Origin of the sequence: Pedobacter quisquiliarum (assembly GCF_014642175.1) — a bacterium.
Classification (GTDB): Bacteria; Bacteroidota; Bacteroidia; order Sphingobacteriales; family Sphingobacteriaceae; genus Pedobacter; species Pedobacter quisquiliarum.
Genome location: NZ_BMIL01000002.1, coordinates 310,313 through 324,213 on the forward strand (window position 1 = coordinate 310,313; position 13,901 = coordinate 324,213).

Below are 13,901 nucleotides of genomic sequence, written 5' to 3' on the forward strand. Positions count from 1 at the left end.
GTTAGATGCGGATCGAACTAAAAGACGCTGGAAGGCGCTTCAATCAGGAATGGATTTCCAGGCATGTAAACTACCTGTTTGAAGCGCCTAACCGTTATGCGGTACTCGGCCCTAATGGTTCCGGAAAATCAACCCTTTTAAGCCTGCTCTTAGGCAACCTGTCACCCTCTGAAGGGGAAATCATCTATACCGCTGCAGACGGCACCAACATCCCCGTAGATCAGGTCTACAAGCACCTCAGCTTTGCAGCACCTTACCTTGATCTCATCGAGGAATTCACCCTACAGGAAACCATCGACTTCCATTTTAAATTCAAGAAGGTTCATCCAGCCATTCAGAAATCGGAAATTCTAAACCTGCTCGGCTTGAAGAAGTCGCAGGACAAGCCCCTAAAATACTTCTCCTCCGGGATGAAACAGCGCACCAAGCTCATTCTGGCGACCTGCTCAGACACCCCGCTGCTGTGCCTCGATGAACCTACATCGAACCTGGACGTTCAGGGCATCGCCTGGTACCAGGAACTCATCGCGCAATTTTCAAAAGACAGGCTCGTTTTGGTCTGCTCCAATCAACAAAATGAATATTTGTTTTGTAATCATTTATTAGAAGTAACTGATTATAAGTAAACAAGTTTATATTTGTGTATAGTTTTTCGAGAAAAAGCGAGAAAATATTGGTTATTTAAAATATTTATATTTACTATTGTTTTGTAAGTAATATAACTTTACCTTTGCGGCACCAAATAGGGTCGATTATATAAGGTTGATTTTTAGTACAATGGCAAAAGCATCAGAAGTAAAAAGTGGTAATATTCTTCGTTTTAATGGTGAGTTAGTACAGGTAGAAGAGTTTCTTCACCGCACACCAGGAAACCTGAGAGCTTTTTACCAGGCTAGAATGAGAAATGTTAAAACTGGAAAACTGGTTGAGTACAGATTTCGTACAGATGAAGAGGTGACCATTTGCCGTGTTGAAACGAATGACTACCAATATTTATATGAAGATGGCGACTTTTTGGTTGTCATGGACAACAGTTCTTTTGAGCAGTTTAACATACCAAAGATTCTTTTCGGAGATGCGGTAAAGTTCTTAAAAGAAGGCATGAATGTGATTATCGCATTTGAGAGTGACGAGCCGATTATGGCACAGACACCAGCTCATGTTGAATTAGAGATCACATACACGGAACCCGCCGTTAAAGGGGATACTTCAACAAACGCATTGAAATATGCAACCGTTGAAACAGGCGTAGAAATTAAAGTCCCAATGTTTGTCAACCAGGGCGATAAAGTGAAGGTTGATACACGTACAGGGGATTACATAGAAAGAGTAAAATAAAGATTTTTCATAGTTTAGTTTTAGGTTTAGGTTGATTGTGGCTTCGGAGTGGTTCCCGAAGCCATCTTTTTTTATATATGTTTGTAAATGAAAAAATCAGCACTCCGGAAACAAGCCAATCTGCTGAGGGCGCAGCTCGATGCGGAGGCCATTCAATCCCTTTCCAATCAACTCCTTACACAATTTTCCAGGCTCAATTTCAACGGTGTAAAGGTGCTCCATATTTTCCTACCCATTCAGGAAAAGAATGAACCTGACACTTTTCTGCTGATAGAATGGCTGCGGGCACACCATCCCGACATTAAAATCATCGTACCAAAGTCAGACTTCAGTACCTTCCTGATGACGCACCATGTGTTGGGCGACCATAAAGAACTTCAGAAAAATGCATTTAATATTCTCGAGCCACAACAAGGGGAGGAGCACAAAGGGGATATTGATATGGTGATCTTACCCTTGCTTGCTTTCGACAGCAGAGGCTATCGCGCAGGTTATGGGAAAGGGTTTTACGACCGTTTCCTGCAGGGCATGGATACGCTAAAAGTGGGGTTATCCTTATTCGACGTCTCAGAAAACATCGAGGATGTAAATGAACATGACCTCAAACTAGATCTATGTATAACTCCAGGCAAGCTTTATGATTTCCGCCTGCCTGAAGCATAAAAGGGATTTAGACGTTTAATTCCAGCAGAACCGGGCAGTGGTCGGAATGCACCGCATCTGGCAAGATGCTCACCTTCTTCAAGCGTGGCAACATCGGTTCTGTTGCAAGATGGTAGTCAATGCGCCAACCTAAATTCTTGCCTCTGGAACCCGCCCGGAAGCTCCACCAGGTATAATGATGGGGATCTTTGGTAAAGTGCCTGAAAGTGTCTATAAAGCCCCTTTTCAGAAACAGATCCATCCACTCCCGTTCTTCCGGCAGAAAGCCGGAGGAGTTCGCGTTCGACTTCGGGTTGTGAATGTCGATCGGTGTATGGCAGATGTTGTAATCGCCAGAGATGATCAGGTTCGGGTAGGCCTGGCGAAGTTCATCGATGTAGCCATCAAAGAACTTCATGAACGCATACTTCTTAACCTGGCGCTCATCGCCGCTGGAACCGGAAGGCATGTACAGGCTCATTAAGGAGAAATCCTCGAAATCAGCCCTTAGGATGCGCCCCTCACGGTCAATCCATTCCTCTCCACAGCCATACTCTACATGCAATGGCTTAATGCGGGTTAGAATCGCCACGCCGCTATAACCCTTCTTCTCTGCAGGGAACCAGTAGTGGTGGTAACCCAGCTGTTCTATCAGTGCAATAATTTCAGGGATCTGCTCGGGCATCGCTTTCACCTCCTGCAAACAAACCATGTCTGCATCCGTCGCCTGCAACCAGCCAAAGAAGTTCTTGGTGGAAGCCGAGCGTATGCCGTTCACGTTATAGGATATAATCTTCATTTCTTGGGAATCGTTATCATTAATAATCTTTGTTCACCAGCATCGGAGCGGTGGCTTTCAGCGCTTTCTCCAGCTTGCGCGCATGACGGCGCTTCAGGATGCTGACTTCCATTTTCACATCTGCTACCGGGCGGTCTTTTTCGTCCGTCTTAACAACGGCAATGCTGTCCACCAGCTCCAAACCTTTTACCACCTCACCAAAAGCCGTGTAGTTGCGGTCCAGATGTGGAGAGCCACCAAGCGTCTTGTAGATTGCGCGGTGTGCCGCAGGGAGCTTAAATTGCAGCCTTTTGGTCTCTATTGCATCCAGCTGCTCGTCGGTATAGGTTTTACCCTGCACAATGTAAAACTGACAACCACTTGAAGCCTTCTCTGGATTGTTATCTCGCGCGGCAGCAAGCACCCCTTTCTTATGAAAAAGGCTGTCCCTGAATTCTGCAGGAACGGTATAACCAACATCTCCTTCACCAAGCGCAGCACCACTTACGGCCGCTCTGGAATCCGGATCACCACCTTGAATCATGAAATTCTGAATTACCCGGTGGAACAAAGTCCCATTGTAGAACTTCTCTTTGGCCAGTTTCAGAAAGTTGTCGCGGTGTAAAGGCGTCTGATTGTACAGCATAATGATGCATTCACCTTTGCTGGTGCTGATCCGTACATACTGGTGTTTTGGCTTTGCGGCATAGCTGCCCAGACTCAGGCACAATAGAAATAGTAGAAAAAGATTTTTCATGGTCAATTTGTGGGTATTTGAAGCAGCAGCTTCGACGCTGAATGGCGCTAATTTCTTAAAAATATGTAATTGCTAAGGTAAAGGTTTTTCTTTAGGCATAGAAATGCTTCGATCATAGTACTTTATGTACAAAAATCCTTTTTGTTTCAAGAAATTTATTATTTTTGATCACAATGACAACAACGCGGAAGATAGCAAAAGGATTAAGCATGCTGTGCCTTATTGGGCTCATCGGCATTGGGCTTAACTTGCACGTCTCCAGCGTAGAAAAAGCGCTTATTGATTCTGCCAGTTCGACCAAAATCATCAATACAACGGAGGCAAGCAATACAGCAGCGGCCTTCCCATCAAACCAAAATTCTGCGACTGCGGAAAACGTACCCGGCGATCAACATGGGTCCCGCTCCACCTTGCCAGATTTAGGCATCAAACAAATGCTGACGCCGATCATCTCCCAATACCTGGCAGAATTCCTGCCGAGGTTGCTGCATTAAGCCACCACAAGACCTTCATCATCAATTACGCATCCTGCATTTAGTACGGATTAGGACTCACTGCGGACCAGCCGCCATCCACCAGGATCGTTTGCCCGGTAATTTGCGATGCTTCATCGGATACCAGGAATAAAGCCGTATTGGCAATGTCCTGCACCGTTGCTGCGCGACCCATGGGGGTAATCTCCGCCCAGATCTTCTCATAATCCGGGTCAGAGAGTGTGCGTTCTGTCGCTGTTGCGCCAGGGGCGATGCAGTTCACCGTAATACCATACTGCGAAAGTTCGATCACCAGGTTCCTCGCCAGCATCTCCAGCGCTGCTTTACTCATGCCATACGCAGCAAGGTTCTTGTGCGCCTGATGGCCCGTAACCGACGACATAAACAGCAACCTGCCGCCACTTGCCTGTGCAACCATTTGCTTTGCTGCTGCCTGCGCAAGAAAGAAGCTGCCGCTCAGGTTTACCTCCATCACCCGGGAAAAAGCTTCCGGGCTGTAGCTGAAAAAATCGCCAAAGAGTGTTATGCCTGCATTTGCAATCGCGATATCCAGTCGCCCATACACCTGCACCGCAGTATCTACCAAGGCCTGTATGACCTTGCTGTCGCTGGAATCACCAGACACCGCCAGGCAAATGCCTCCATTGCCAGCAATGGTTTCTGCGGCTGCAGAAGCAAGCGCCGCATCCGCATCATTCAAAATGACCTTCGCTCCGGCAGCGACAAGCTGCCTGCAAATTTCCAGTCCTATCCCTTGTCCTGCACCCGTTACAATTGCTACTTTTTCATCTAACCTCATCATACTTATTTATTCATCTGCGCTACTCAAAAATTCATTAAACCCGTCAATGGGAATCCCTGGTCACTTCACTGCCGGATCCCCCGCGAAGGAAGTCCAGGTCCGCACCCAGATGCGCGCCTTGCACGTGCGACTGGTACAATCGCACGTAACCTCTTGCTGCGATTGGCTGCGCTGGAGGCAGTGCTTTCTTACGTGCCGCAATCTCTTCATCAGAAACATGCAAATGCAGCAACCGGCCCCTTACATCCAGCGTAATTTCATCTCCACTACGTACAATCGCCAGCGTACCGCCTTCTGCCGCTTCTGGTGCCACATGCAAAACCACGGTGCCGAACCCGGTTCCGCTCATGCGCCCATCAGAAATCCGTATCATGTCTGTCACGCCCTTCGCCAGGAGCTTAGCCGGCAGTCCCATGTTGCCCACCTCCGGCATCCCGGGATATCCTTTCGGCCCAACATTTTTTAGCACCAGCAAGCTGGTTTCGTCTACCTCCAGCGCCGGATCATCAATCCGCGCATTGTAGTCCTCAATATCTTCAAACACCACCGCCTTCCCCGTATGTTTCATCAGCTGCGCGGATGCCGCTGATGGCTTAATCACCGCACCCTGCTCACATAAGTTGCCCTTAAGGACAATCACGCCTGACATGGTGCTGAACGGTTTATCTGTGCTGGTAATAATATCCGGATCGTAGCAGTCGGCCGTGCCAAAATTCTCGGCAACCGTCCTCCCGTTTGCACCGATACATTCCTTATGCAGCTGCGGCAACAGCTTATTGATGATGGCCGGCAAACCACCAGCATAGTATAAATCTTCCATGAAATAGCTCCCCGAGGGTTGCAAGTTGGCAATCAAAGGAATGGACGCCGATAATCGATCGAGGTCTTCTAAAGCCAGCGGTACACCTATGCGGCCCGCAATGGCGAGCAGGTGAATAACGAAATTGGTCGATCCACCAATAGCTGCATTCACCATAATCGCATTCTCGAATGCTGCAGGGGTCAGGATGTCCGACAGCTTACGATCCGCCTTAACCATCTTGACGATCTCCGATCCGGACTGCTGTGCAATGATTTTCCGGGCTGCATCGGGTGCAGGAATCGCAGCATTGCCCGGCAAAGAGATGCCAAGCGCCTCGACCATACAGGCCATCGTCGAGGCCGTACCCATTACTGCACAATGTCCGTCACTGCGGCACATACCGGCTTCGGCAAGCGTCATTTCCATATCGTCCATGTGCCCGGCACGCTGTGCTTCTGAAAACCGCCAGATGTCGGATGTACTGATGCGCTTCCCACGGTGCCGCCCCGTAAGCATAGGCCCACCGGAGACAACGATCGTGGGCAGGTCTACGCTGCAGGCACCCATCACCAGCGAAGGTGTCGTTTTATCGCAGCCGCAGAGCAGCACAACGCCGTCCAGCGGATTGGCCCGGATGGCCTCCTCCACATCCATCGAAGCCAGGTTGCGGAACAGCATCGCCGTAGGCTTCATCAGCGTTTCCCCTAAGGAAAGCACCGGAAATTCCACAGGGTAGCCACCAGCTTCATAAACGCCGCGTTTCACGTGTTCTGCGAGCTCCCGGAAGTGCGAATTACATGGCGTAAGTTCCGACCAGGTATTGCAGATCCCGATGATGGGCCTGCCATCAAAGGCATGCGCCGGAATACCCTGCTTTTTCATCCAGGCACGGTAAATAAATCCATCCTTGCCTTTGCGGCCAAACCAGCCCTGACTTCTTAGTTTTTGCTCGTCCATAAATTTCCTTGACATGAGCCAACATTTTAAATGTGGCTTTTTCTCGTACTCATATGCATGCAGGATCTCCGCCTGGCGGAAGGCCAGCAGATACCGCTGCGATACAGTTTACATTGGTTCTGAACTAAATCTAATAAAACAAACGCTGGATTGCCGTATCGTAAAGAGATTGTGGCTAAACAGCTATACCATTTTCTTTTATCTTGCAGCAGCTTTAAACCTTAGTCCTTCATGAAAAGAATTCTTACCGCCTTGCTACTGTGTACTGCGGCCGCTGTACATGCACAGCAAACCAGCACACTGACAGTCGAGAAAATTATGCGCGACCAGAAATGGATCGGCGTTGCACCCAGCAATTACCGTTGGGCAGATGATAGCAAATCCCTGTATTTCGACTGGAATCCGCAGCAAAAAGCCAAGGAAGAACTTTTCCGCATACAGGTCGGTAAGATCAAACCGGAACGTTCCGCCGATTCTACGACAGAGAAATCCATTGGGCCGGTATTTACTTTTAACCAAAAAGGAACTTTAGGTGTTGCAGAGCAGGAAGGCGACATTTATCTGCTCAATGCAAAGACAAAGAAGAAAACACGCCTAACGAATACACTTGAGCGCGAGAGTAATCCAGGCTTTCTGATCAACGGCGCGATCTATTTCATAAAAGGTGGAAATTTCTTTACGCTCGATCCAAATACCCTGAGCCTTACGCAGCTCAGCAACTTTATGCCCGGCCCTAAGCCAGCAGCGAACAAAGCAGCACCGTCTCCGCAAGACACCTGGCTGAAAAATCAGCAGACAAGTTTATTCGATGTGCTGAAAGAGAATACCGCATCGGCAGGTAGAAGACCCGGCCGGCCAGCAGCTAAACAGACCATAAAACCAATTTACCTGGAAAATAAGTCCATCAATGGCCTGTCACTGAGCCCGGAAGGCCGCTTTGTCACCTACCAGCTCGTGACCATGCCTAAAGGCAATACCAACACCATCATCCCGAATTTTGTCACGAAATCTGGCTATACGGAAGATATCAATGGACGCACCAAAGTAGGGGAGCTAGCTGCATCTTACGAGTTCTACATCTACGATAAACAGCGGGACTCCGCGTACCGGGTGTCTGTAAGCAACCTGACCGGCATCAAAGACCTGCCAGATTATGTAAAAGACTATCCGAAGCAACTGGAAGAACGTCGCAAAAAGAACGAGGATCGCAAGGTTCGCTTTACACCGGTCATCTGGAATGCAGATGCAACTGCAGCGGTGCTAACGGCAAAGGCGCTCGACAACAAAGATCTCTGGATCCTCAAGCTAGATGCCAGTACAGGTCGTTTCAGTGTTGTGGACCGTCAGCGTGATGAAGCCTGGATTGCCGGTCCTGGTATCAGCTCTTACATCGCCAACATGGGCTTTATCGACCCTCAAAAGATCTATTTCCAAAGCGAAGCCAGTGGTTACTCGCACGTTTACGTTGCCGACCTGACTGCAGGCACGAAAAAACAGCTGACCAGCGGCAAATGGGAGGTGCAAAGCCTGAACTTGTCTAAAGACAAAAAGACCTTCTACTTCAGCGGAAACATGGCCCATCCGGGCATCACCCACTTCTACAGCATCCCGGTAACCGGTGGTAAACCAACCCAAATCACCAGCATGAAAGGTGGCAACCAGATCACCATGTCGCCAGATGAGAAGTGGATTGCCATCAACTACTCGTATATGGACAAACCATGGGAGCTTTATCTGCAGCCAAATAAACCAGGCGCAAAGGCGGTGCAGATCACCGAATCCAGATCCGCGGAATTTAAGTCCTACGCATGGCGCCAGCCGGAAGTGGTGGCTTACAAAAACCGCCATGGTGATGATGTGTATGCCAGGATCTATCCGGCGAAGAACGGCGGTAAAAACAACCCCGCAGTCGTGTTTGTACATGGCGCTGGTTACCTGCAAAACGTCCACTACTGGTGGAGCCAGTATTCAAGGGAGTACATGTTCCACAACTTGCTTGCAGACAATGGCTATACGGTAATCGATATTGATTACACCGGAAGTGCGGGTTACGGCAGAAATCACCGTACCGGAATTTACAGGCACATGGGTGGAAAGGATCTTTCTGACCACGTGGATGGCGTAAAACTGCTGGTCGACAAGTATGGCGTAGATCCAAAGCGTGTAGGCATCTATGGTGGTTCTTACGGGGGCTTTATCACCCTGATGGCGCTTTTCAATGAACCTGATGTATTTAAAAGCGGCGCTGGATTAAGATCCGTGACTGACTGGGCGCATTATAACCAGGGCTATACCGCCAACATCCTGAATGAGCCTTTTAACGATGAAATTGCTTACCAACGCAGCTCACCAATAAACTTTGCACAAGGATTAAAAGGCAATTTGCTGATGTGTCACGGTATGGTAGATGTAAATGTGCACTTTCAGGACATCGTACGACTGTCGCAAAAGCTGATTGAACTTGGAAAAAATAACTGGGAACTTGCTGTATACCCGGTTGAGGATCATGGTTTTACCACGCCAAGCAGCTGGACCGATGAGTACAAGCGGATCTACAAACTGTTTGAAACAACCTTGAAAACACCATAGGAAACATCTAATTCAGTTTATTACATGTATAGTTATCCTCTATATAGCCATAGAGAATAACGATGTATAATAACCCGTTTTGTATTGTGATTGATGCCGCAGAGCCCTACCTTTGCGGCATAAAAAAACGAATATAATTATGATCAACTTAGGTGAACAATTTCCTTCTTTCTCTAAAATTGCCGTTGTAAGTCTAGAAAAAGGTAAAGAATTCGAAACCATTACTTCAGATTCTTTCATCAATGATAACAACGAGTGGACTTGCATGTTCTGGTGGCCAAAAGACTTTACTTTTGTTTGTCCTACTGAAATTGCAGAATTCAACGCAAACTACAGCGAATTCCGTGACCGTGATACCAAATTAATCGGTGCTTCAACTGACTCAGAAAACGTTCACTTGGCATGGAGAAACAACCATGATGATCTTCGTGGCTTAAAATTCCCAATGCTTGCTGATACTTCTAAGTCTTTAGCACAAGCTTTAGATATTTTGGAGCCGGTTGAAGGTATTGCTTACCGCGCAACGTTCATCATTGACCCACAAGGTATCATCCGTTGGGTAAGTGCTAACGATTTAAGCGTAGGCCGTAACGTAAAAGAAGTATTAAGAGTACTTGATGCTTTGCAAACTGACGAACTTTGTCCTTGTAACTGGGAAAAAGGTCAGGAAACTCTTGTAGTTTAATTTTCACAACAACAATATTATCCCTGTAAATGCATTTTGCAGGGATTTTTTATACCCCACTATTTAAATATCATGAGCGAAAATACAGAAGTTATTCAGGAAGTTTTAGCCATCGTTGGCTTGGATGCAACCTATAGAAATGAAAGTTTAAGCCTGCTTGAAAAAGGCAATTCCAGATATGTACGTGACCTTAAATTAAACTTCACCAGCACGCTAACCTCTTCTCATTTATCGGAGAAAGAATGTGCGCTAGTGGCTTTAAGCATCGCTGTAAACAACAACAACGCCGTTTTAATCAACTTCCTGGAGAAACACGCTACAGATAAAGGTGCTACTGCTGAAGAAATTGCAGAAGCAGCAGGTTGTGCGTCTTTATTGGCTTTAAACAACGTGTTCTACCGTTTCCGTCACTTCACCGGCAAAGAAAAATATACCCAGATTCCCGCACGTGTACGCATGCAATTGATGAGCAGCCCGGTTACCGGAAAAGAGTTCTTCGAATTGATGAGCATCGCGGTTTCAGCAGTAAATGGTTGCGAAATGTGTGTTAATGCACATGAGAAATCCATCCTTGCTTTAGGATCAACCGAAGAGCGTGTGTTTGATGCGGTACGTATCGCTTCAATCATCACTGCAACAGGTAAAGTGATCTACTAAATTGTACTACCCCATGTAAATGGTTAATGATTATATGCTAAAAGCTGCCCCCACCAGGGCAGCTTTTATTTTTTATATCAAAAATGAAACGCTTAGGCGAGATTCCTGCCGGCGTTAACAATACCGTAAACGGTTCGTATGGCCAGCTTCTCGTAAGATTGCTGTGCTTCTTCATCAGGCTGTTGCTGTAGCATGGCCATTGCATAATGCTGAATGAGTACCAATGGCAGTACAATCTTCTCCCTTACGGCGATAGAGCGCTTCTCTACCGGATAATTCTCCATCAACGCTTCCTGATCCGCGAGTTTTAATAACATCGCCTTAGAAAGCTCGTATTCCGCATGTAACATCTTCCAGAAACCGCCAAACTCCGGGTCCTCCGCAAAATGCGCGGTAATCGAGAAGTCGGTTTTGCTCATGGACATCATACAGTTTTCGATGATCGTCTTGAAATAACCAGACTCCTGGTAGGTCTTGTGTACCTTATCCCAATTGCCTTGTTCTTCCTGATTCTTCAATGCCGTACCAATCCCATAAAAGCCCGGGATGTTCTGCTTCAACTGGCTCCAGGAGGTTACAAAACTAATGGCACGTAAATCTTCAAGTTCTAACTTCTTACCGGAATTACGCTTTACCGGACGTGAACTGATCGTGATCTTGGAGAGCAGGGTTAGCGGTGAAAACTTCTCCAGATAGCTTAAAAACAGGGGATCCTTACGCAGCGAAACGTAGGCATCGTAGCTGTCTTTCGCCATGTTATCCAGCACATTTTTATGTAGCGGATCCAGCAGGATGTTGTGCTTTTCCCGGATGCCCGCGGAAATGCCGGCATTGATCAGTTGCTCAATGTTGAACTCCGCACTTGGAATGGAACCATACTGTGAGCTAATGGTCTGCCCCTGAATGGTCAGTTGTATATTCTTATTTGCGATCTCCTTACCCATTGAAGCATAGAAACGGTGTGTTTTACCACCACCTCTTGCTGGAGGGCCGCCCCGGCCGTCGAAAAAGGCCAGCTGTATGTTGTGTTTGTTGGATACTTCTGTTAGTGCAACTTTCGCATTGAAAATGGACCAGTTCGCCATCAGGTAGCCACCATCCTTGGTGCTGTCTGAAAAGCCCAGCATAATGTCCTGCTTATTGCCGCGGCGTTCCAGATGCCTTTTGTAGAAAGGGTGCGTGTATAAGGTCTCCATGATCTCACCAGCAACCGCAAGGTCGTCCACCGTTTCAAACAGCGGCACGAAGTCCATACTCAGATCTTCTTCCGTCCAGCCGTTAAACAGGAACAGGTCGGTAAGCTGCAGGATATCTGTTGCACGCTGACAATTACTGATGATAAAACGGTGGCAGGCCAACGCGCCGTTACTCTGCTGAATTTGCTTGATCTCACCAATGGTGCTAAGTGTATCTACCGTCAATGCATCTGCTTCTATTGTGCGGTCCATGCAATAAGCATGCGCTTTACGCAGAATTCTACTGTCCTGACGAATATCCAGAGAGGCAAAATGACAACCATAAAGGTGAACCTTACGGATCAGATCATCCACCACGTCAACGAACAGGCCGTCATGTGAGGTGATCAGCGTATTCCGGATCTCTTCCAGCTGCGCTTTTAAATCTTCACTGATGTTTTCGGCTTCAATGCTGGTATCGAAAGCATTTTTATAAAGCACGTCCTGAATCTTAGCGATTGTATCTTCCACACCGCGGAAGGTAATGCGGCGTTTTAAGTTTCTGAAATCGCGGTAGTAACAGCGGAAAAGAATCTGGCGGAGCATTTTCGATACCTGTAAGGTCGAATCTGCATGCACATTCGGGTTCCCGTCCCGGTCGCCTCCCGGCCAGAAGCCAAGCTCAATGACCTTCTTCGAAGGGATGTTAAATTCCGCCAGGGTTTCATCAATGTCTGCCTGAATATTCGCTGCGGCGAAATAGAAGACGTTTTCCAGGAACCAGGCCAGGCTTAATGCCTCATCAACAGGGCTCGGCGATTTCTTATTAAAGAAAGGTGTTTTACCGAGTTGCTGTAAAAGCTGATTGATCGTGGAAATGTCGTTTACCTTAAGTGCGGTGGTCAGATCCGTGATGATCGACAATACACTGCCAGGATAAAATTGTGTAGGGTGAGCCGTTAAAACCAGTCGTAGGGAAAACTCTTCAATCAGCGCTTCTACCTTGGTTTGCAGGATCTTATTGTCTATTCCCTTAGATAAATAGGAGTGCAGCGAGCTCTGGTCGTCTGGCGTATTCAGCTTTTTAAAAGAGGCATCTTCAACAGCATCGAAAAGCACCACCTGGCGCTCGATGTATTGGATAAAACGGAAGAGTAGGTCAATTACTTCATTTGCATCTTCCTGTTTGCTGAACTTTTCAAAAAAGCTATTGATAATCTCGGTTGGGTTTTGATGTTGCTTCACACCGTCCTCGCAATGTTTGATAAACAGCGGCAATAGCGTTCCGGTATCTTTGATTTTGTAGAAGGGAAGCGTGAGAAATAAGCTGTTATAAAGTTCAAATCTGGACACGACATCATTGGAAAATATCGCTTCTTTTTGCCCACTGATTTTTGGTTTATAGGTCATAGTTTTAGGTCATTAGGAGCCCTTAAGCTAGGTATTTTAAGGTAAAAAGCGCGAAAATGCGGAAACAAAAATTTTGAAGAAATATTAAAAGTTTATATCTTGCTACCACAAGGTTATTAAATCTTACAACAAATAGTAGTAATTGATGTCTGCAAGACCATCAGATTTATTGTGTTAATTGTTAATTTTTTGGGAAAAAAAGGCCGCTGATTTCAGCGGCTTTTTTTTGTGCCGGAATTTTTCCTTGCTGCTTTACAGAGGCTGAACAAACTATTAAAAACCGGTATACAGAGGCGCAGCATACAGGGTCCCGACAGGGTCTCCACAGGGGGCATACAGGGGGTTAACAGGGCCCTGGCCTGGTGAACCCCTTGCTGGCTCCCTGTGGCCCGCCAACCCAGCCTTGGTATGCGAATAATCTTTTATCCTGCTGTCTATGTTTTGCTATTTGAACAGTGCCGCAGTTTATGGATATTTGATTATGAAAAAAATCGTACTGCTCGTGTTCTTTTCGATGTTGGGGAGTTATTTACATGCGCAGCAACGGCCCGCGGTGAAAAAAGACTGGATAGAAGCCAAAGGGGAGAAGCGGAAAATGGTGACCGTGCCACGTCAAAAGTTGATCAGCACTGCGGTGAAAGAAGAATACCTGATTGTGGTAGACAACCGCATATTTGAGAGTGACGCCGCTGCTTTTGCACGCGTTCCAAAAGATTCTCTGCAGCTGGTGAATACCATCAGAGATTCGCTGAGCACTTCAAACATCAAGATGATCCGCATATATAAACGGAAATAAAAAAAGAGATGAGGCTAAA

Annotated in this window: 13 protein-coding genes; 8 read left to right on the top strand and 5 right to left on the bottom strand. The window is 46.9% G+C overall.

The features are described from left to right. Positions 1 to 5: 5 nt before the first annotated feature. The 3 genes from IEW69_RS03770 (at position 6) to IEW69_RS03780 (ending at position 2,001) form a co-directional block, all read left to right on the top strand. On the top strand, positions 6 to 626 hold the full coding sequence (locus IEW69_RS03770; RefSeq protein ID WP_188625493.1) for an ABC transporter ATP-binding protein: 621 nt from the start codon (positions 6 to 8) through the stop codon (positions 624 to 626). 151 nt (positions 627 to 777) lie between these two features. Then, positions 778 to 1,338 carry an elongation factor P gene (gene efp / locus IEW69_RS03775; protein ID WP_188625494.1) on the top strand — a complete coding sequence of 187 codons (561 nt, stop codon included), beginning with the start codon at positions 778 to 780 and terminating at the stop codon, positions 1,336 to 1,338. Positions 1,339 to 1,425: 87 nt separating this feature from the next. Next, on the top strand, positions 1,426 to 2,001 hold the full coding sequence (locus IEW69_RS03780) for a 5-formyltetrahydrofolate cyclo-ligase (RefSeq protein ID WP_188625495.1): 576 nt from the start codon (positions 1,426 to 1,428) through the stop codon (positions 1,999 to 2,001). 7 nt (positions 2,002 to 2,008) lie between these two features. Here IEW69_RS03780 and IEW69_RS03785 read toward each other — a convergent pair whose 3' ends face one another. Both IEW69_RS03785 and IEW69_RS03790 read right to left on the bottom strand, forming a co-directional pair. Beyond that, entirely contained in the window at positions 2,009 to 2,779 is a 771-nt protein-coding gene (locus IEW69_RS03785; RefSeq protein WP_188625496.1) for an exodeoxyribonuclease III, read from the bottom strand. 19 nt (positions 2,780 to 2,798) lie between these two features. Then, entirely contained in the window at positions 2,799 to 3,515 is a 717-nt protein-coding gene (locus IEW69_RS03790; protein ID WP_188625497.1) for a peptidylprolyl isomerase, read from the bottom strand. A 173-nt stretch (positions 3,516 to 3,688) separates the two neighbouring features. On the opposite strand from IEW69_RS03790, the gene IEW69_RS03795 reads away from it, so the two are divergent. Next, positions 3,689 to 4,009 (top strand): hypothetical protein, encoded by a 321-nt coding sequence (locus IEW69_RS03795; RefSeq protein WP_188625498.1) that lies wholly within the window; start codon positions 3,689 to 3,691, stop codon positions 4,007 to 4,009. 40 nt (positions 4,010 to 4,049) lie between these two features. Here the strand turns inward: IEW69_RS03795 and IEW69_RS03800 are convergent, their stop codons facing one another. Together IEW69_RS03800 and IEW69_RS03805 are read right to left on the bottom strand one after the other, a co-directional pair. Next, complete coding sequence (locus IEW69_RS03800; protein WP_188625499.1) at positions 4,050 to 4,811, bottom strand: SDR family NAD(P)-dependent oxidoreductase; 762 nt, start codon at positions 4,809 to 4,811, stop codon at positions 4,050 to 4,052. 43 nt (positions 4,812 to 4,854) lie between these two features. Further along, a complete protein-coding gene (locus IEW69_RS03805) occupies positions 4,855 to 6,585 on the bottom strand; it encodes an IlvD/Edd family dehydratase (RefSeq protein ID WP_229663502.1) in 1,731 nt (576 codons plus the stop codon). Between the two features lie 216 nt (positions 6,586 to 6,801). On the opposite strand from IEW69_RS03805, the gene IEW69_RS03810 reads away from it, so the two are divergent. From IEW69_RS03810 to IEW69_RS03820, 3 genes are all read left to right on the top strand, one after another. Further along, positions 6,802 to 9,159, top strand: a complete 2,358-nt coding sequence (locus IEW69_RS03810; protein WP_188625500.1) for a S9 family peptidase — start codon at positions 6,802 to 6,804, stop codon at positions 9,157 to 9,159. Positions 9,160 to 9,298: 139 nt separating this feature from the next. Further along, positions 9,299 to 9,844: a peroxiredoxin gene (locus IEW69_RS03815; protein WP_188625501.1), complete on the top strand. Its 546-nt coding sequence runs from the start codon at positions 9,299 to 9,301 to the stop codon at positions 9,842 to 9,844. A gap of 72 nt (positions 9,845 to 9,916) precedes the next feature. Next, on the top strand, positions 9,917 to 10,501 hold the full coding sequence (locus IEW69_RS03820; protein WP_188625502.1) for a carboxymuconolactone decarboxylase family protein: 585 nt from the start codon (positions 9,917 to 9,919) through the stop codon (positions 10,499 to 10,501). A gap of 92 nt (positions 10,502 to 10,593) precedes the next feature. Here the strand turns inward: IEW69_RS03820 and IEW69_RS03825 are convergent, their stop codons facing one another. Next, positions 10,594 to 13,086 (bottom strand): phosphoenolpyruvate carboxylase, encoded by a 2,493-nt coding sequence (locus IEW69_RS03825; RefSeq protein WP_188625503.1) that lies wholly within the window; start codon positions 13,084 to 13,086, stop codon positions 10,594 to 10,596. Positions 13,087 to 13,567: 481 nt separating this feature from the next. On the opposite strand from IEW69_RS03825, the gene IEW69_RS03830 reads away from it, so the two are divergent. Then, on the top strand, positions 13,568 to 13,882 hold the full coding sequence (locus IEW69_RS03830; protein WP_188625504.1) for a hypothetical protein: 315 nt from the start codon (positions 13,568 to 13,570) through the stop codon (positions 13,880 to 13,882). The last annotated feature ends 19 nt before the right edge of the window (positions 13,883 to 13,901 follow it).